The following is a 20,873-nucleotide window of genomic DNA, read 5'->3' as shown; positions in this document are numbered from 1 at the left end:
TTATAGTATGGTTGAAGCTATCTTTGGCGGCATCTGGCTTGTGGTGAATGATTACAGATAACCCTACAATACTATAATGAAACCCGGTATTCTGATTTTTATATTGCTGATTAGCTTTTCCATAGCAAGTATTGCCCAAACAAACCGTACGGTACGGGGTAAGGTATACGACAGCAGCCATGTGGTTTTACCCGGCGCAACGGTAATGCTTATTCCCGATGCAGGTAAAGACACTTTAAAAACAGTAACGGACAAAACCGGGCAGTTCATTTTTTTACAGGTGGCAACAAAAAGATTTACATTAAAGATTACCAATGCAGGGCTGGAAGATGTGATCAACGCGTATGACGTTGAAGAAGGCAAATCCGATTTTAATATTGGCAGTATTACCATGCTGCCCGCTTTCCAAACACTGCAGGAAATAGTGATCAGCCCGCCGCCGGTTGTTATTAAGGAAGATACCATTGAATTCCGGGCGGATTCTTTTAGGGTAAGGCCCAATTCATCGGTGGAGGATCTTTTAAAAAAGCTGCCGGGTCTGGAGGTAGATAAGGATGGCAATATTACCGCGCAGGGTAAAACGGTAACTAAAATTAAAGTAAATGGCAAAGACTTTTTTGGCGGCGATCCCAAAACCGCTTCCCGCGAATTGCCGGCAGATATTATAGACAAAGTGCAGGTGGTGGACGATTACGGTGAACTTGCTGCTGCATCGGGTATTAAGGATGGCGATCCGGATATCATCATTAACCTCCAGCTAAAGAAAGATAAGAACCAGGGCGTATTTGGCCGCGCTTCCGCCGGGTACGGTACGGATGACCGTTACCAGGGTACCCTGAATGCTAACGTGTTCAGGGAAAGCACACAGCTTTCCGTTCTGGGGAATATGAATAATATTAATCAGAACCTCTTTAATTTCAGTGGTAATGCAGGCGGCGGCAACAGGGGCGGCGGTGGCGGAAGAGGCGGCGGAGGAGGAAATTCAGGGGGCGGTGATGGCGGCTCTTCAGATACCAATGCGGATCAGAATGGCATTACCGATAATAAATCCATCGGGGCTAATTTCAGAACGGATTTCAAAAACAAGAAAGGTTCTTTTTACGGTAACTATAGCTTTGCCAACCGCAACACGGTTACCTTACGTAATACCTCGCAGGAGAATTTCTTTGGTGACGGCTCATTCGTCAATAATAAAAACAGCCTTTCCGATAACATTAATAATAATCACCGCGCCAATCTCAATTTTGAATACAATTTCGATTCGCTGAATTATCTTAAGGTGAGCCCCAACTTTTCTTACGGGTATTCCAATAGCAGGAGTAACAGCGATTTTAATTATTGGGAAGATAATATATTTAAAACGCAGGAAGGATATAACGGGGATACGGTTCACCGGAAAACGCCCAATTTCAGCGGAGACATCAATTATAATCACCGCTTCAGAAAAAGGGGCAGGAACTTTTCGGTTAATATCGGGCTGGGCACTTCTTCCGTGTTAAGTGATGACGATAAGATCAACTTTACACGGGAATTCCTGAAGGCGGGTGGGTATTCGGATGCTTATCTCGACCAGTTGATCACACAGGATAATAACAATTATAACTACGGCATCCGCGCCACCTACACGGAACCGGTTGCCAGCAACAGGTTCCTTGATATCAGCTACGCCTATAATAACTCGTATGTGAAAAATGACCGCCGCACTTTCGACCGCGACGCCCTCGGCAGTGCCCTTTCTTTTAACGACAGTCTTAGCAATGCGTATGAAAATACCTTTATCAATCAAAGAGCAGGGGTTAGCTTACGCACGGTTAATAAAAAATATAATTATAGCGTAGGGTTAACAGTGCAGCCTATGGAGATCAACGGCTATTCTATTACCAAAGACAGCGCATATACACCGCAACGGAGAATAAGCGTGGCGCCTTCCGCAAGGCTTTCCTACAATTTTTCCCGGACCAAACGGCTGAATATGAACTATAATGCCAACTACGAGCAACCCTCTTTTGACCAGTTGCAGCCGGTTAAGGATGTATCTAACCCGCAATACCAAACCCAGGGTAACCCCAATCTGCGGCCGGCATTCAACCATAATTTCCGTGCTTTTTTTAATAATTTTAATTATACAAGCGGCCGCACCATGTTTGTGGGGATGAGGGGAAATATGATCAATAACCGGATTGTAAATAATAATATGCGGATAGACAGCAGCGGCGCGCAGTTAAGCATGCCTGAAAATGTAAAGGGCAACTACAGCTTATCCGGTTTTTATAATTATGCGCAGCCTTTCCGGAACAGGAAATACGTTGTTTCCTTAAATGGAAATGTAAATTATAATCATGATGTTGGACTGGTAGACAGCAAAAAGAACATCGGTAATAACTGGGTTGCCACCCAGCGGCTGAATCTTGAATTTAATTATAAAGAATGGCTTGAGTTAAACTTTAGCGGGGCTTACAGTCTTAATTCCACAAAATACACCCTCTCCCAAAATGGTGAACGCCTTGGTTCAGACGCATGGACATTGAGGAGTAATATGCGCATGGATATCCCGGGGGGACTGATACTGCGTTATGATATCAATTATCTTATTAATAACGGACTGGCATCCACTGTAAATGGCAATCCCACCTTATTCAATGCTTCTATTGAGAAAACCATCTTTAAAAAGAAGAATGGTTTTATACGGGTATCGGGGTTTGATATTTTTAACCAGAATACCAATATCAGCAGGCAGGTAACCGGCAACTCCATTATAGACAGCAGGGTAAACCGGCTTACCCGTTATTTCATGCTTACTTTTTCTTACCGGCTGATGCAGTTTAAAAGCGGGCAGCAAACCACTGAACAGAGCGGGGAAACAGGTCCGGGACGGGGAGGAAGAAGAGGAGATCGTCAGTGGTGAGGAGGAGGTATGAGGTAGAAGGTGTAAGGTGTAAGGTGTAAGGTATAAGGTATAAGGTATAAGGTATGATTAGCGAAAGTACCGGTACACCATAAGTTTAAAAATACGAAGCCGGAATTTCGAAATTCGAAAAGAAGAACCAAAAACCCAATCACAAAAACATATAAAACTCAAACCCGAAGCCAAAAGTCTTAAATCCGAAGCGAATACAACCATAACAATAAACGTAAACTAAAACAAAAAATCCGTTGCCCCATCAGGGGATTGCCTACTGCCGGTAGGCAGGCTTCGACCCCTTAAAAATAATACACATCATTCAAATTGGTTTGGGAACTCGCAATGACGGGTAAAATCCGAAGCGGGATGCAACTATAAACTATAAACCATAAACCACAAATAACAAACCATAAGCGCATATTAAAACGAACATCCTATCCTGAGCCCGGTGCCTGCAACCTCCAACTTGTATCCTGTACCCTGCAACTTGTATCCCGCAACTTGCTTCCCCCTATGGTTTTTTCACGCAATTCAAATACCTTTGCGGTCATTTTGCGATAACCTGTAAGGAATAACAGGTTGTTATTCAATTAACTAATTATCAATCAACTACTTAACTTTTTAATATGGCCGGCGCCTTAAAAGAAGTTCGTAACCGGATCAAAAGCGTTCAAAGTACGCAGCAAATAACCAAGGCCATGAAAATGGTAAGTGCGGCAAAACTACGCCGTGCCCAGGATGCTATTATTCAAATGCGTCCTTATGCCAAAAAGCTGCAGGAGATGCTCAGCAATTTAGTGAGTAATACAGATGGTGATAGCAGCGGGGATCTGGCTGCCGAACGGCCGGTGGAAAAAGTATTGCTGATCGTTATTTCCTCCGACCGCGGTTTATGCGGCGCCTATAATGCCAATGTTATTAAGCTTGCCCGTTCTGTAGCGCAGGAAAAGTATCCTTCGCAAATGGCAAAAGGCAATATCAACATTTGGCCTGTAGGAAAAAAGGCGTTTGATTTTTTTCAGAGAGGAAGTTTTAAAGTAAATCCCGCCTATAAAGATGTATTGCAGCATATTTCTTTCGAACACATTCAGCAGGTAGCCCAGGATGCCATAGAAGCTTTTGCAAAAAAAGAATTTGATGTGGTAGAAGTGGTTTACAGTGAGTTCAGGAACGCGGCCACACAGCGATTTACCGTAGAAAGATTTTTGCCTATTCCAAAAGCGGAAAATAAAGACGGTAAAACAACCAAAGCAGATTTTATTTTTGAGCCTGATAAAGAAGCCCTCATAGCGGAACTGATGCCTAAGATATTAAATACCCAGTTATATAAAGCAGTGCTTGATGCCAATGCCAGCGAGCATGGGGCAAGAATGACGGCCATGGATAAGGCCAGTGAAAACGCGAACGAATTGCTGAAAAGTCTCCGTATTTCTTATAACAGGGCAAGACAGGCTGCTATTACCACCGAGCTTACCGAAATTGTGAGCGGCGCTGCTGCATTGCAGGGGTAGTTACCGGTTTATACAATAGTATGGATTTACCGCGCTGATTAAACTATTTGAATCTTCAAATTTTCCTAAGAGGGATACATGGAAATTTCACAGATCATATTACATATAGAGGCGCTGATATTTGCCAGCGAAAAACCACTCACCAGCATAGAGCTGGTTGACCTGGTAAACAATGCGCTGGGATTTATTGAAGACCGGGCCACCTTAGACCAGGTAGAATCGGCCATAGAAGGCATACGGGAAAAATATGCCACGGAATTTTATCCTTTTGAGGTACGGCAAAGCGGCGGTGGCTGGCAATTTTTGACCAAGGGCGATTTTCATAAAACCATTGCCCAGCTAAATGGGGATAAATTTTTAAAGCGGTTATCAGCCGCCGCCATGGAAGCCCTGGCCATTATCGCATATAAGCAACCCATCACCAAAGGTGAAATAGAATCTATACGGGGTGTAAACTGCGATTATGTGATACAGAAATTACTCGAAAAGGAATTGGTGGTAATTACAGGCAGGGATGAAGCATTGCCCGGAAAACCTTTAATATATGCTACCTCCCGTTCCTTTATGGATTATTTCGGCATTAATTCGGCCGAAGATCTTCCCCGGATAAAGGAAATATTGGCCGACCAGGTAGTGGAACCTACATTAGTAAACGCCCGCCATTTTGAGGTGGAAGCCGAAAGCAATTTAGTAGTGGCTGAAAATGGTGAGCTGGTGCAGCATACCACACTTACTATTGAAGGAGAAACAGAAGCAGAAGTAGTACGGGATGAACCAACTGCAGGCGAAGCGGGAGATGTAGCTGACGAAGATGCAGCAACAGATGATACAGTAACCGCTGGCCCCGGTACAACGGAAGATGGAACTGACAGTAACCTTGATACAGACACCCGTACTGGCGAAGAAGAGAATGATGATGATGGAACAGACCGGGATACCTGATACACAATGCAAATCGCTCCTGTTTTAGCCATACTTTCATTCTCCTCCGAAAATCTTAATTTAGCCCACCGGTTAGCTAAATATTGTTGAAAATTTGCGCATGCCCTATTCATCCAAAACCTCCTTTCAGTTAAAACAAGCCATACAGGCTGTGCAGGAAGAAAAATTACAGGAGCTATTACGATACCTTCAGCAAAAATCTCCCTTTTATAAAGAAGTATTTGCAAAGCATCATATTAATATAGCACAGATCAGTTCAGTAGCCGGCATGGCTCATATTCCCCCTACGTTAAAAGAAGACCTGCAGCAGCGCAATGATGATTTTCTTTGTGTGAGCCGTGATAAGATCATTGAATATACTTCCACCTCGGGTACACTGGGCAGTCCGGTTACCGTTGCGCTAACCGAAAGCGACCTGCAGCGGCTGGCATACAATGAGTATGCTTCTTTTGTTTGCGCCGATGGAAAAGCAACCGATGTGTACCAGTTGATGCTTACGCTCGACAGGCAATTTATGGCTGGCATGGCCTATTATTCGGGCATCCGGAAATTAGGCGCGGGCATTATACGTGTGGGGCCGGGTGTTCCTTCCCTGCAATGGGAAACCATATTCAGGCTAAAGCCCACGGCTATAGTGGGTGTTCCTTCCTTTATATTAAAATTGATTCATTACGCCACCGAACACGGGATAGACATCAATAACAGTTCGGTAAAAAAGGCAATCTGCATTGGCGAAAATATAAGGAATACCGATTTTTCATTGAATGTATTAGGCAAAAAAATAACGGAAGCATGGAAGATCAGCTTATATTCTACCTATGCTTCCACCGAAATGCAAACCGCGTTTACAGAATGCGGCGCCGGTAAAGGCGGTCATCATAACCCCGAGCTGGTAATAGTGGAATTATTGGACGAAAATAACCGCCAGGTGCCGCCGGGCATACCAGCTGAGGTAACCATCACCACATTGGGCGTGGAAGGGATGCCACTGCTGCGTTATAAAACAGGTGATATCTGCATGTTTTTTGAAGAACCCTGTAGCTGTGGAAGAAATACCATCAGGCTGTCTCCTGTTATCGGCCGAAAAAAGCAGATGATCAAGTTTAAAGGCACAACGCTTTTTGCCCCTGCTTTGTTCGATTTGCTGAATGGAATGGAAGATATAAAAGATTATGTGACAGAAGTATATTCCAATGAAATAGGAACAGATGAAGTATTGCTGCACCTGCTGCCGGTACGCTATAGTGAAGCATGCGATCATAAAATACGGGCCTACCTCCAGGCCAAGCTACGGGTAACGCCACATATTAAATACATTACCGCGGAAGAGATGCAGGGCATGCAGTTTCCGGAAATGGGGAGAAAGGCGGTGAAGTTTATAGACAGGCGATGAACAAAAATTTGATACATTTACCAATATTTATTTTTTTTGCGGTCGCGAGTACTTTAAAATAATCTTCGGGCAATGATAAATGTAGGTGGCAGAACGCTTTCTTTAGAAGACTTTTCTGAGATCATATTTAATAACGGAAAAATTAATTTAAATACCCTGGCGCTTGAAAAGATGGAAGCCGGCTTTCATTTTCTCACGCACTTCTCGGATCAGAAGCTTATTTACGGCATCAATACCGGTTTTGGCCCCATGGCACAATACAAGGTAAGCACCGAAAATGTGCTGCAGCTCCAGTACAATCTTATCCGAAGCCACAGTTCCGGCAGCGGTGCATACCTTGCCCCGGAGCTGGTAAAAGCGCTGATGCTGGCCCGGCTGAACAGCTTAATGCAGGGTTATTCGGGCGTGCATACCGATGTAGCCGTAGTGCTTAAGGAACTGATCAATAATAATATTACACCCTGCATTTTTGAGCATGGGGGTGTGGGCGCCAGTGGGGATCTTATTCAGTTGGCGCACCTGGCATTAGTGCTTATCGGGGAAGGTGAAGTGATCGTAAACGGCCAGCCCCGGCCTACAGCCGAAGTATTAAAGCAATTCAATATTACCCCGCTGCGTGTGCATATCCGGGAAGGGCTTGCCATTTTAAACGGTACATCGGCCATGACGGGCATCGGGCTGCTTAATATTATACAGGCCAAAAAACTGTTGCAATACGCGGTGATGCTTTCTGCAATGACCAACGAAGTGGTGGAAGCATACGATGATCATTTTTCGTACGAGCTGAATGTTGTGAAAAAGCACAGGGGACAAAACAATGTGGCAGCCATGCTGCGGGATGTATTAAAGGACAGTAAGCTTATTCGCAGCCGTTCCGAACATTTGTATAATCCTGAAAACATCAGGCACGATGTATTTGAAGATAAAGTGCAGGAGTATTATTCGCTCCGCTGTGTTACCCAGGTGCTGGGACCTATTTTAGATACCATTGAACAGGCGGAAAAAATAGTGGTGGATGAGCTCAATTCGGTAAATGATAATCCGGTGATTGATCATGAAAATCATAATATTTTTCATGGCGGTAATTTTCACGGCGACTATGTATCGCTGGAGATGGATAAGCTGAAAACCGCTGTTACAAAGTTGTCTATGCTCTCGGAGCGGCAATTGAATTATTTACTGAACAATAAGCTCAATGAAAAATTCCCGCCCTTTGTAAACCTCGGTGTGCTTGGATTAAATTTCGGAATGCAGGGTATGCAGTTTACTGCCACCTCCACCGTGGCAGAGAACCAAACGCTTTCTTTTCCCATGTATGTGCACAGCATCCCTAATAATAATGATAACCAGGATATTGTAAGCATGGGCTGTAATGCCGCGCTGATGACTAAGAAGGTTATTGAAAATACTTTTGAAGTGCTTGCCATACAAATGATCACGGTGCTGCAGGCAATTGATTACGCGGAATGTGTTGAAAAATTATCTCCCGCAACAAAGGAAATGTATACAACCGTCAGAAAAATATTTCCCAAATTTATTGATGATAAACCCCGTTACCGGGAACTGGAGCAGGTGGCAACTCATTTCCGTCAAAATCCTGTCGTTTTTTTTGAAGCACATCTTACAGAACAGGCTGCAATTCATTAGCCTTTGATTCAAATACAGTATTTTACAACAAATTTATACAGGATCAAATGAAATGCGCATTAGTTACAGGCGGTTCAAGAGGTATTGGCAGGGCGATATGCATAAAGCTGGCGGCTATGGGCTACCATGTACTTATTAATTATAAAGACAACCGGGAAGCGGCCGAAATAACGCTTGCATCGCTTCATGAAAAAGGTGGTGATGGCGAAGTACTTAAATTTGATGTAGGCAATAAGGAGGAGGTAGCCGAGGCGCTGGGCGGGTGGATAGCAGCGCATACGGAAAACAGGATAGAAGTGCTGGTGAACAATGCAGGGATAAAAGAAGACGTGTTACTGATGTGGATGAAAGACGAGCAGTGGAACAACGTGATCAATACCAGTCTGAACGGTTTTTTTTACGTTACAAAGCTGGTATTGCAGGATATGCTGATGCAGAAATACGGAAGGATCATCAATATCGTTTCCTTGTCGGGGTTAAAAGGGCTGCCCGGACAAACCAATTACTCGGCTGCCAAAGGCGGTGTAATTGCGGCAACCAAAGCGCTGGCGCAGGAAGTGGGCAGAAGAAACATTACGGTTAATGCCATAGCGCCGGGATTCATCAAAACCGATATGACGGAAGGACTGGATGAGAAGCAGTTGCGCTCGCTGATACCGGTAAGCCGTTTTGGCGAGCCCGAAGAAGTGGCCCATGCGGTAGGCTTTTTCGCGTCTGCGGAATCTTCCTATATTACAGGCGAAGTATTATCCATAAACGGGGGAATGTATTCGTAAGAAAATTTAAGATTTGATATTTAAGATTTGAAATAGGAATACAGTACGGTTGGTATACAACGCAGGAGGGTCAGACCGAGAGGTTTTATTTGGTCCTTGTTTTCATTTTTCGAATTTCGAAATTTCGACTTCGGATTTAAAATTTTTTGATTTTTGTTATTTGATTTTTGAATTTTAATCAGGATTTTAAAATGAAATGAATAAACGGGTAGTCATAACAGGTATGGGTATTTACTCCTGCATCGGGAAAAACCTTGATGAGGTAAGGGATTCGCTGTATGTTGGCCGTTCGGGAATTATACTGGATCCTGTGCGTAAAGAAATGGGGTACCGTTCCGGGCTCACCGGCTTTGTGGAAAGACCTGTATTAAAAGGGTTGTTAGACCGCCGCTCAAGAATAATGCTGCCCGAACAGGGAGAATACGCTTACATGGCAACCCTGCAGGCATTAGAGCAGGCAGGTATTGACGAGGCCTATATCAATGACCACGAAATAGGTATTTTATATGGCAACGACAGTTCGGCAAAACCCGTAATAGACGCTACGGATATTATGCGCGAAAAGAAAGACAACATGCTTATTGGCTCGGCTTCGGTGTTTCAAACACTGAATTCTACCATTACCATGAACCTTTCCACCATCTTTAAGCTGAAAGGGGTAAATTTTACCATCAGCGCTGCCTGCGCCAGCGGCTCGCATGCCATAGGATTGGGTTACCATTTTATAAAAACCGGTTTGCAGGATTGTATTGTTACCGGCGGAGCACAGGAGATCAATTGCTATTCGATGGCTACTTTTGATGCTTTGTCTGCTTTTTCTGTTCATGAGTCGGAGCCGCAAAAAGCATCCCGCCCGTTCGACCGCAGCCGCGACGGCCTGATCCCCAGTGGCGGTGGAGCAACCGTTATCCTCGAAAGCTTAGAGTCTGCCACCAAAAGAGGCGCCACCATCCTGGGGGAAGTGATCGGCTATGGTTTTTCATCCAATGGGGAACATATATCAAATCCTACCGTAACCGGCCCCGTGCGCTCTTTGCAGATGGCGATGAAAGATGCGGGGCTGAATGCAGCCAATATAGATTATGTGAATGCGCATGCCACCTCTACACCTGCCGGCGATGCCAGTGAGGCCAGAGCATTATATGCCGTATACGGCGATGCCAACGTTCCGGTGAGCTCTACCAAATCCATGACAGGACACGAATGCTGGATGGCAGGCGCCAGCGAGATCGTATACTCTTTATTAATGATGCATTATGGTTTTATAGCACCTAATATCAATTTTGAACATCCTGATGAAGATTCTGTTAAATTGAATATTGTAAAAACTACCACGGAAAAGGATATAAATGTATTTTTGTCGAACTCCTTTGGCTTTGGCGGTACCAACTCGTCGCTGATTGTCAGAAAATGGAGCAAATAGTTGTTTATGAAACAGAACGAAGAAATCATTGAGAAGATCAACCATTTCCTGTCTGAAGAATTTGAGGTGGAAAAGGAAAAAATCACCCCTGAGGGAAACGTTAAAGAGGTATTGGAATTAGATAGTCTCGATTATATAGACCTGGTGGTAGTAATAGAAAATAATTTCTCTTTTAAAGTTAAGCCCGAAGATTTTGCAGGCATCACTACCTTCAGTGACTTCTACAACTATGTTATTTCCCGTGTAAATGCTAAAGAACTGGCATAATGCCACTGTGGCGCGGTAAATCCAGCGGCAACAGGGTAGGCTACGGGATATTTATCGCTGTGCTGAAGAAGCTTGGACTTCGTCCTGCTTATTTTTTACTGCGCCTGGTAAGCTTGTATTATTTTTTATTTGCATGGAAGTCATCCCGCCATATGCTCTATTTTTTCCAAAAAAGACTGGGGTATTCCTTCGCGCGGTCAATTGCGGCATTGTATAAAAATTATTACAGCTTCGGACAAAGTCTTATTGATAAAATAGCCATCATGTCGGGCATGGCTAACCGCTTTTCTTTCCATTTTGAGGGAGAAGAGCACCTTCATCAATTGGTGCATCTTCAAAAAGGGGGGTTGCTGCTGAGCTCTCATATTGGCAACTGGGAAGCTGCCGGGCATTTGCTGGAGCGTTTAAATACGCGGATTAACGTGGTAATGTTTGACGGGGAGCACCAGAAGATCAAGGATTATCTTACTTCGGTTACCGGTGAGCGTAATGCCCATATCATCGTTATTAAAGACGACCTCTCCCATATTTACGCTATCAACGAAGCTTTAAAGAACAGGGAACTGGTTTGTATCCATGCCGATCGTTTCGTGGAAGGTAACAGAACCCTAACTTCGGATTTCCTCGGCAAAGCAGCCCGGTTTCCCGCAGGTCCGTTTGTGCTGGCTGCGCAGTTCAAAGTGCCGGTATGTTATGTATTTGCTATGAAAGAAGGCCGTACGCACTATCATTTTTATTCCACAGGCATAAAAGAGTATGATTACAGCGATAAAACCGCAGCCATGCACCAAATGCTCAGCGATTTTACGGCTGAAATGGAGAAGAAAGTAAAGCTATACCCTGCACAATGGTATAATTACTATGATTTTTGGGCAAACGCTGAGACCAGAAAGCATTTGGAGTAGCGAGTGCAGGTGTTTCACGCAACGTACACAAAGATACGCGGCGGCGGCAAAGAAGAATGTTGCTGTTGTTGCTGAGGCTTAGTTCTACCAGTTACTGAACGAAAAACCTGGAAACGTACCTATAAAAAAGGCATAGAATTGGTACTGCCTGTATATCATACCGCACCAATTCTATACTCTTATATAATATAATATATGTTAGCAACTTCATGGGGCTTGTTAGCCCACAAAATATTAGCTACCAAAGAAATCAATTACCTACATTGGTATTTAACACGAATATTTTCATTATCATAATAAATTCCACTAAGCCCGCCTCTTGTAAAAATGGGTAATTTACCTGAATTGACTTTTACAGGTAATTTGTTTGAATTAAATTGGGTAGCGAATCCCGCAGGTGCATTCACGCTATAGTCGCGGCTGATAAACATAAGCGTTTTGTTGGTTTGTAACATACTTGTTTTGTTTGTATATGTTACTCCTGGTTTTACCAGATTACCGTTGGCATCGTAATTATAAGTTGCATTTTTATCTTTAACAATTCTGCCAAAATTGTCTATTGTAATATAGGAAGCGCCTGAAAAACTGCCATAAACTCTTTCATCATCATTGTAGGAAGCAGCAACGGCATAGCTAAATAACGAGTCAATAATCGTATTATCATTTACATATACGTATCTATGCCCGCGCAATCCGCCAACCATATTGCCCCTATCAGGGTCATTCCATATTGAATGCCTCTCAATATGCGCTATCAACCGGCCCTGGGTATCGTATTTGAAATAATGACCAATAGCCGGGTGTACATCAATGGTGAGGTCGTATTTAGTTGATGCATAGTCTATAGCAATAAGCTGCCCTTGGGAATTATACTTAAAGCTGGCGGTGTCATCAAAAAGCACGTTGGGTAGATCATCAATGCTATAGTTATTAGTATAGTATTGAGTAAAATATAAATGCTCAATACTGCAATTATCCGCTGTGCCATTAGGATGATCTTTGACATAATCCCAAACTTTTTTGCAGCTCGAGAAACTTAATAATACTAATGCGGTTGTCAGCAAAAAGAAATTTTTTCTCATCATAATTATTTTAAGGCTGATAAAATAAAAAGGATAATCAGATTTCAAAAGGAACGAAATCAGAAAGACAAACGAATATGCCGTAATTGAAAAAAAAGTAGATATATAAAACAAATATATATGAGTTGTGTCAAATACACAAAATTAATTTTATGTAAATGCTGCTGATTCGTGCCGGGGTCATCAGGAGCGGTTGTGGGCTAGCCATGAGACCCTGACGCTGAGCGGTTTGCCGGGGTATCGCTTTTCGCACAGTTGCACGGATGTGAAGAGCCCTGCTTTTTTTCTTAAAAAGAACGAGCGTAGATTTTAAGTTTTTTTGCCCTTGTGTTAAAAGTGAGCGTAAAACTTACACTTGAATAAAATGGGCAAATTTAACAGAGAAATACCGTACAACAACCTGCCGGTGCTACCGCCAAAGACAGACATAGAAACGAAAAACATACTTCGCAAAACCATTTCTGCTGGCAGGGCTTTGGCTCAACTGAATGGCACTTTAATGAATTTGCCAAACCCGGCTTTACAGGAAGCAAAGGCGAGCTCGGAAGTGGAAAACATCATTACCACCAATGATGAACTGTATAAATCGGTAGTTGCCAACAGAAAAATTGAAGATTTGGCAACGAAAGAAGTATTGCGTTACAAGGAGGCTCTTTGGTTAGGTTTAGAACAATTAAAGAAAAGACCGGTTATCACAACAAATCTTTGTGTAAGTATTGTTCAGTGCATTAAACAAAATACATCTTCCATTCGCAATACACCCGGCACGACATTGAGCAACACAAAAGGTGAAGTAATTTACACCCCTCCAAGTGGCGAAAAAGTTATTCGTGAGAAGTTAGCGAATTTGGAAAAATTTATCAACGAAGATGAAAACATTGACCCATTGATAAAAATGGCGTTAATGCACTATCAGTTTGAAGCCATTCACCCATTTTCGGACGGAAACGGAAGAACAGGAAGGATTTTATTATTGTTGTATCTCAAACTTTGAGGTTTGTTAAACACACCAGCTATTTATTTGAGTGAATACATCATCCAAAACAAAACAGAATATTACAGGCGTTTGCGCAGCGTAACCGAAAACAATGAGTGGGAAAGCTATATTTTATACATATTGGATATGATTGAAGAAACATCAACAAAAGGTTTGGAGCGCTTAAATAAAATCACCATTGCAATGGACAAAACCGCAGAAGAACTTAAAAAGAAACTTCCGAAAATGTATTCCAAAAACCTGATTGAAATTTTGTTTCGCTTGCCTTACACCAAACGCCAGCATTTAATTGATGAAAATATGGGAAACTTAAAAACGGTCGGAAACTATTTGATTGCTTTAGAAGAAAACGGATTTTTGAAATCAGTAAAAGTAGGGAAAGAGAAACTATACTTAAACCAACAACTATTGACAATCTTAGAAGAGAAATAAGCACAGCCGGTAATAACCATCCGTTGCATAAAGTCTCTCCGCTGTACAAAGTCTCTGACTTTGTACCCCGTATGTTCTTCCGGGACTCCGTCCTGCGAGGTATTCTTACATTTTGCCATTACAGCCTGGATAATTTTTTTTAATTCTTTTGAAATAAATGAATAAGTTTGGTGATCATTACCTTCTTCACCCTATGTAATACCCCATATTCAACCCATCCAATTCCAGGTATATAAAAACGGATAAGAATAGAACCGTAATATTCATTGATATGGCTATGAGAACTGTACCCTTGAAGCAAAGCCGTTTGTAAACGCTTGGAAGCGTTTTAAGCGTTTATAAATACTTAAAAATGAATTTTTGTTGTGTAAAGCAAAGCGTTATGCGTCACCCTATTGGGACACACTCTGCTAATTCAAAATCGTAAGACAAAACCGCCGACACACAATTACAGCACATTTGCAGGCACACAAACCCTGACACAAGGCTAACCTGCAAAAGAGCTGTAATTCTGCCAACGCTTCTGCCCAGCAGTAGAACAAATCCCAACATCATCTAAAAACCTCAACACAGAATCGTAATTTTAAAGCTCATGAAATTTTAGACCATGTTCGACACAACATTTATAATTGTATTATGCATTGCCTTTCTGGTTTGCTTAGCATTGCTATATTTCTACTTAAAATCAAATAGTGTTTCAAAAAGCAAGTTTGACGAATTGAATAATTCATTATTACAGATACAACCACTCTTAAATGCTGAAAAAGAAAAGACCGAAGGCTTATCCAAAAGAATTACAGAAAAGGAACTGGAATCCAAGAACTATAATAGCACAATTACAGAAATTACCGGAAAATTGGGTTCATTGGAATCTGAGTTGAATGGGGCAAAAACTACAATCACTAATCTGCAAAAAGATTTAGTAGAGTTTAAAACAAAAAACAATAGTTTGAAAATTGATTATGATAAAGTTGTTGCTGAATTAGCTACAGCTAATGCCAACCTAACAGCAAAGACAGATGAATTAAAAGAATCAAAGCTGACGTTAAGTGAAAAAGTGACTGAAATTAATGAGAAGACAAAATCAATATTAGAATTATCGAGAGAGTTAGAAAAGGAGAAAGCAGAGCGGACTGCTTTAAATGATAAACTCAACACATTGAAAGAAGAAATGACCAAACTTCATATTTACTTTAAAGACCAATTTACTATCCAAGCTAATACTGTCTTAGAAGAAAAAAGCAATACATTTAAAACCGCAAACAAAACAGAATTGGACAACATTTTAAGCCCTTTGAAAACAAAAATTGAAGAATTTGGAAAACAAATTGATGCGGACAGAAAGGAAGAAATAAAAGATATTACAAGCCTGAAATCAGAAATAAAAAATCTGGCTGAACTGAATAATCAACTTAGCGAGGATGCAAACAAACTGGTTACAGCATTGAAGAGTGACAGCAAGATTCAGGGCAATTGGGGTGAAGGCAGGCTAAAAATGATAATCGAAAATGAAGGATTGGAGAGGCATATTGATTACACCAAACAGGATGTTTATAAGAGCGAGGAATACGAAACAAATAAACAACCCGATTACATTATAAAATTACCAGAAAGCAAAAGTTTAATTATTGATGCGAAAGTCTCATTAAAATCTTATGTTGATTATTTCAACTCATCAGACATTCCTGAAAAAGCCTTGCACCTGAAAAAGCATATTGAGAGTGTCAAAAACCATATTGATGGACTTTCGAGTAAAGAATATCAAAAAATAAACTGCATCAATACTACTGACTACGTCTTACTATTTATGCCTATTGAAAATGCATACACTTTGGTTTTAAATGAAAATCCTGACATGTTTAATTATGCACTCAATAAAAAAATAATTATTTTAACACCAACAACTTTAGTGGCTACTCTTAAGGTTGTAAAACTTCTATGGCAAAAGGAACAAAGAGTAGAGAATATTGAAAAAGTATTTAAGCTGTGCGGTGGTCTGTATGACAAGTTCGTTGGCTTTGCAAACGATATGTTAGAAATTAAAAGAAGAATTAGGGATGCAGACAATGCTTATGATGCTGCAATGAATAAACTTAAAGATGGCAGAAAAAGAGGTGAAACAATAATAGGACGAATTGAAAATATTAGGAAATTGGAGGCGACAGTAAAAAACAAAATGCCTGATGCTTTTCTTGCGGAAATAGAATTACTGGAAACAGATGATGACGACATAACAAAACTTATTGGAAATGAAAGCAAAGAAATAAATAACAGTTAAAATAAATCACTATGCACGGACTAACTGCACAATCACCAAATAATTTTCAGAAACCTTGCCTATGTATCCTTGCATTGGATGTATCTGGCTCAATGGCTGGAGCTCCAATAATAGAGCTAAATATGGCATTGGAAGGATTTTATCAAAGTATTAATAATGACGATGAAGCTGCCGAAAAATTGGAAATATGTTTAATCACTTTTGGAAGTGAAGTGAAGTGTATTCAGGAGCCTGCTAAAGTTGACAACTTCAAAATGCCTTCACTTGAAGCAGATGGGACAACTAAATTAGTTGACGGAATAAGATTAGCAATAAAACAAGTTGAACTGAGGAAAGAGTATTACAAGAAGTATAGTCCACAATACTCACGACCAATGATTATTGTTATAACAGACGGAGAGCCAGATACTGGACAAGATATTTTTGGGTTGTCTGAAGAGCTAAAGACCGACATGATTTCAAAAAAATACACTCTACACGTAATTGGTACAACCGGATGCAATTATGCTAAAATTGCACAGTTCTGTCCTAAAGAATTGATTTATCAACTTGACGGCTTGAATTATTCCAGATTCTTTAAGTGGCTAAGCAAAAGCACAGATGAAATAAGTAGCGGGAAAAATTTCATTGATATTTCCGGCTACAATGATTTCATGCACCAAAGCCCAATAAACTAATGCGAGACTGGAATTATTTATTTGCCTCTGTTCGAGGCAAAGGACATATTGAAGAAAACATATCATGCCAAGATTATTGTTCAGTATTCCCACATACTGGATATACAATTTGTGTTGTTAGCGACGGTGCAGGTTCATGTGAGAATTCACATATTGGTTCTGAAAAAGTAACACAGTTTGCTAATATCCATTTTTCAGGATTGGTTGAAGAAAAAAAGTGGAATAAGGGGAAAAAGAAAATCACTTTAGAGGAATGGCAACAGGTATCACAAAAAACTTTAAAAGCTGTTCGTGATGATTTAGAAAAAATAAGTATTCAGGGCTATGATTTTAAGTCATTATCCTGTACACTGATTGTTGTAATTCAAATAAAGAACAAGCTATTAGTAACCCATATTGGAGATGGCAGAGCTGGCTATTGCAATTCTAATGACGAATGGGCAGCAATGTTGACGCCATATAAAGGAAGATACAGTAATGAAACAGTATTTATCACATCTGACATATGGGAAGATGAAACGAGTTTAAATAAGTATATCAAGAGCGTAATTGTTGAAGAAAAAATTAAGGCTTTTTGCTTACTTACTGATGGTTGCGAAAACGCATCTTTTGAATGTTACAAACTTGACGAGGTAACCCAAATTCCCGAAGATATTAATAAGCCATTCAAAGATTTCTTTCACGAAAATGTAAATCTTCATATCCCAAATTTGATAAAGTCTCAAAAAAGTCAGGAAGAACTTAATCAGATTTGGGAATCATTTTTAACAGATGGGAATGATACATTAAAAAATGAAAGCGATGATAAAACAATGATACTGGCAGTTAAAGTGCCACAATTAGAAAGTTAAACATAATGCCACGAGTATTACAATTAGATAACAAAACTAACATAACAATAGACACAGAACCATGTGGCAGTGGCGGCTCTGGTAAAGTATATAAAATTCTTTCTCCAACAAATCTAACAAACCAAGTTGTCAAACTGTATCACAAAGAAAGACTCACCAAAGAAGCAGAAGAGAAAATAAAATATTTAGTTGCTAAGAAAATAAACCAAGGTGACCACGAATCAATAGTTTGGATTAAAAATACAGTTGTTGACAATGGCAGATTTGTTGGCTTCACAATGAATTATGCTGACGGCATTGGGTTGGAACAATTCTTAAATGACAGATGGTGGCGTAAAAACGAAACAAAAGATTGGGATAAGTTTAAATTAGAAAACGAAAACGGCATTGAATACCGAATAAAGCTATGTTTAAATATAGCAATTGCTGTAAACATTATACACAAGAATAGCAACTACACAATTGCGGATATTAAACCAGCGAACTTTAAAGTATATAAAAACGGACTTGTTTCAATTATTGATATAGATAATATTGAAGTTGTAGAAAACGGAAAAGTGCTTTACGCAGCCCAAGTTATAACACCTGATTTTAGTCCCCCAGAGTTTCACAAAGGTTTGAATTATAAACAAAGTGCAGCTTCACAAAATTGGGATAGGTATAGTTTAGCAATTTTATTTTATAATATTCTTTGCGGAATTCATCCATTTGTAGGTGTCGGTTGTAACCCACCATTTGAGGGTTGTACTGATAGCCCAGACATGATTAAAAACGGTCTTTTTCTCCATGGAGCAAAAAGCAGTTATGTTAATTTCAAAAGTCCTCAGCACTCAAATTTTTCAAAACTAAATCAGGAACTTCAATCTATTTTTATTCAATGCTTTGATGGCGGACATGATAAGCCACATTTAAGACCAAGTGCGGAAGATTGGTGCAGGGTACTCTCCTATAATAAATTAATTGCTAAACGACCTTCAATAACAGAGCTTTTAAATACCGATACAACTTATAGCAACAAATTTAAAAATGCTTTGCAATTCAATGTGTATTCATCGGCTCTATCCCTTAAAAGTGTTGAAGTAACTTATCCCGATGTAAAGTTTCAAAACTTATCAAATTCATTAAGCATGTTTGATAAGGTATTAAATATATTTACAAAGTCGCCAAAGCGGATGTTAATTGATGAGCTAAAAACAATCGAAAAGGACATACAAGCAACTATTGACAAACAACCTTTAATTAAAAGTGACATTTCAGACATTATTTCAGAGTTTGAAAAGAAGCAACAAGAAATTAAAGCTGAAGAAAAAAACCAAATTGAGAAATTAAAAAAAACGTTGCAATTAAGTCTAAATGATGCAGAATATCTGGCAAATGAAATTCAAAGCGAAGAAGCTAAAGAACTTACTCAACTACAAACTCAGATAAATTCATTGATACATAAGGAAGATGTTTCTCTTGCAAGTTTCCATTCTTTGACCTATGGCGATTTAATTAATAATTTTGACAAAAAACGATTAGAACATCAAGCTAACATCAACTCTTATGATGTCCAAAAAAAGAATGAAATCGAAAGATTAATAAATTCACCAACTAAGCTAAGTCACTACAATATTGAAAAAGAATGCATCAAGATATTTCACGGAAATTTACCTTCGGTTATTTCAACCTTAAAACAATTAAATTTCTTCACTGCTGCTGACTTTAATAAAGTTTATAGTAACGGATACTTACGTAATACTTCAAACAAAGATGTAAGAATACCAGGTATGGGTACAGAAAGGTCGAATAAACTTCACATCTGGAGAGTTAAAATTGAAGCCGATGAGAATGCTAAAATTATCCGAGAGGTTAATGCAAAGTATGATAAATTACTAAGTGAAATTTCTTTAAAATGGCGTAGTATTGAAAATAATCACTCCCAGACTCTTTCTCCATTAAATGCTATTTTTAGAAATAAAGAAGCTGAAATTAAAAGGAATAAGGACAGATTAATTGACACAAAGGAAACAGAAGTAAAAAAGATTAGTATGAAATTCGACAAACTTCATACTGATATAAAAAACGAATTTATAAAATCACTAAACAAATTTTATACGGACTTAGACAATATTTATCTGCAAACCAAAAATGCCCTATTAAAGAATTTGTCATTTTATGAAGCCAAATTAAAATCTAAATTATTAGAGATTCAAGACACCATACATTGGATTGAAGACAGAAAGATAAAATACAATTCACTTTATGTTAGACTAAATAATTCTAGTGTATGACTAATCGCCAACGCACCAAGGCAGGCACATTTGCAAGGCACACAAAGCCGACACACAAAAGCCAACCTTGCAAAAGAGCCTGCCTTGTGCCAACGCTGCGGGGACACACTCTGCTTCGGTGGACACAGAATGCAACTTTAGTTGCGTTTGCGTGTAAACTTTCTTTTCAAAGAGGACATGAAGGGAACGTATCATTCTTTTCTAAGACCCGGCTTGTTCAACATTACATTGACAGTTTGGGAGCAATGCACGTTGGAGGAAGAATCATGATTATTGACACGATCGCAGCTTTAAAACTAATTGATAAATATTTTGCAAAATGAAAAATAAATCAAAAGAATTGGATGTGGATTTTATCGGTGGACAAAATAAGCCGTTAACCAAGGAAGAGCAACTTTCTATTAGCGTTTTTATCAAACAATTGAAAGAGAAGCAGGGCAAATCTGACAAACGTAAAAGCAAGGTATCAGAAAAACAGCCTACTTGACAAGGCGGCACGAATCGCTTACAGTGGGTT

At 40.0% G+C, this 20,873-nt stretch carries 17 protein-coding genes; 16 read left to right on the top strand and 1 reads right to left on the bottom strand.

Annotated features, from left to right (window positions below; all coding sequences use genetic code 11):
• Positions 1-76: 76 nt before the first annotated feature.
• The 9 genes from PLE34_RS00295 (at position 77) to PLE34_RS00255 (ending at position 11,766) form a co-directional block, all read left to right on the top strand.
• Positions 77-2,905, top strand: coding sequence for a TonB-dependent receptor (locus PLE34_RS00295; protein WP_324552851.1), 2,829 nt, complete (start codon positions 77-79; stop codon positions 2,903-2,905).
• A gap of 623 nt (positions 2,906-3,528) precedes the next feature.
• Positions 3,529-4,413, top strand: a complete 885-nt coding sequence (gene atpG, locus PLE34_RS00290; protein ID WP_324552848.1) for an ATP synthase F1 subunit gamma — start codon at positions 3,529-3,531, stop codon at positions 4,411-4,413.
• A 78-nt stretch (positions 4,414-4,491) separates the two neighbouring features.
• Positions 4,492-5,355, top strand: a complete 864-nt coding sequence (gene scpB / locus PLE34_RS00285; protein WP_324552845.1) for an SMC-Scp complex subunit ScpB — start codon at positions 4,492-4,494, stop codon at positions 5,353-5,355.
• A 100-nt stretch (positions 5,356-5,455) separates the two neighbouring features.
• Complete coding sequence (gene flxY / locus PLE34_RS00280) at positions 5,456-6,748, top strand: flexirubin biosynthesis putative acyl-CoA ligase FlxY (RefSeq protein WP_324552842.1); 1,293 nt, start codon at positions 5,456-5,458, stop codon at positions 6,746-6,748.
• A 72-nt stretch (positions 6,749-6,820) separates the two neighbouring features.
• Positions 6,821-8,395, top strand: coding sequence for a flexirubin biosynthesis tyrosine ammonia-lyase FlxA (flxA, locus tag PLE34_RS00275; protein ID WP_324552839.1), 1,575 nt, complete (start codon positions 6,821-6,823; stop codon positions 8,393-8,395).
• A 47-nt stretch (positions 8,396-8,442) separates the two neighbouring features.
• Positions 8,443-9,171 carry a flexirubin biosynthesis SDR family reductase FlxB gene (gene flxB / locus PLE34_RS00270; protein WP_324552836.1) on the top strand — a complete coding sequence of 243 codons (729 nt, stop codon included), beginning with the start codon at positions 8,443-8,445 and terminating at the stop codon, positions 9,169-9,171.
• Positions 9,172-9,367: 196 nt separating this feature from the next.
• Complete coding sequence (locus tag PLE34_RS00265; protein ID WP_324552834.1) at positions 9,368-10,594, top strand: beta-ketoacyl-[acyl-carrier-protein] synthase family protein; 1,227 nt, start codon at positions 9,368-9,370, stop codon at positions 10,592-10,594.
• A 6-nt stretch (positions 10,595-10,600) separates the two neighbouring features.
• The gene (locus PLE34_RS00260; RefSeq protein ID WP_324552831.1) at positions 10,601-10,861 is read left to right on the top strand and encodes a phosphopantetheine-binding protein; all 261 of its coding nucleotides are present in this window, start codon (positions 10,601-10,603) and stop codon (positions 10,859-10,861) included.
• Positions 10,861-11,766, top strand: a complete 906-nt coding sequence (locus PLE34_RS00255) for a lysophospholipid acyltransferase family protein (protein WP_324552828.1) — start codon at positions 10,861-10,863, stop codon at positions 11,764-11,766. The genes PLE34_RS00260 and PLE34_RS00255 overlap by 1 nt, the downstream gene beginning before the upstream one ends.
• A 254-nt stretch (positions 11,767-12,020) precedes the next feature.
• Here the strand turns inward: PLE34_RS00255 and PLE34_RS00250 are convergent, their stop codons facing one another.
• Entirely contained in the window at positions 12,021-12,851 is an 831-nt protein-coding gene (locus PLE34_RS00250) for a hypothetical protein (RefSeq protein ID WP_324552825.1), read from the bottom strand.
• A gap of 361 nt (positions 12,852-13,212) precedes the next feature.
• Between PLE34_RS00250 and PLE34_RS00245 the strand changes: the two genes are divergently transcribed.
• From PLE34_RS00245 to PLE34_RS00215, 7 genes are all read left to right on the top strand, one after another.
• Positions 13,213-13,842, top strand: coding sequence for a Fic family protein (locus PLE34_RS00245; protein WP_324552822.1), 630 nt, complete (start codon positions 13,213-13,215; stop codon positions 13,840-13,842).
• A 3-nt stretch (positions 13,843-13,845) separates the two neighbouring features.
• Positions 13,846-14,277 (top strand): Fic family protein, encoded by a 432-nt coding sequence (locus PLE34_RS00240; RefSeq protein ID WP_324552819.1) that lies wholly within the window; start codon positions 13,846-13,848, stop codon positions 14,275-14,277.
• A 607-nt stretch (positions 14,278-14,884) separates the two neighbouring features.
• On the top strand, positions 14,885-16,555 hold the full coding sequence (locus PLE34_RS00235) for a DNA recombination protein RmuC (RefSeq protein ID WP_324552817.1): 1,671 nt from the start codon (positions 14,885-14,887) through the stop codon (positions 16,553-16,555).
• An 11-nt stretch (positions 16,556-16,566) separates the two neighbouring features.
• Positions 16,567-17,232, top strand: a complete 666-nt coding sequence (locus PLE34_RS00230) for a vWA domain-containing protein (protein ID WP_324552814.1) — start codon at positions 16,567-16,569, stop codon at positions 17,230-17,232.
• A complete protein-coding gene (locus tag PLE34_RS00225; protein WP_324552811.1) occupies positions 17,232-18,083 on the top strand; it encodes a PP2C family serine/threonine-protein phosphatase in 852 nt (283 codons plus the stop codon). Before PLE34_RS00230 ends, PLE34_RS00225 begins: the two co-directional genes overlap by 1 nt.
• 5 nt (positions 18,084-18,088) lie before the next feature.
• Entirely contained in the window at positions 18,089-20,356 is a 2,268-nt protein-coding gene (locus tag PLE34_RS00220; RefSeq protein WP_324552809.1) for a protein kinase domain-containing protein, read from the top strand.
• Between the two features lie 319 nt (positions 20,357-20,675).
• Complete coding sequence (locus PLE34_RS00215; protein WP_324552806.1) at positions 20,676-20,843, top strand: hypothetical protein; 168 nt, start codon at positions 20,676-20,678, stop codon at positions 20,841-20,843.
• Positions 20,844-20,873 lie beyond the last annotated feature (30 nt).

Source organism: Agriterribacter sp., assembly GCF_035445465.1.
GTDB lineage: Bacteria > Bacteroidota > Bacteroidia > Chitinophagales > Chitinophagaceae > Agriterribacter.
This window is presented reverse-complemented; position numbering and strand designations above follow the sequence as displayed.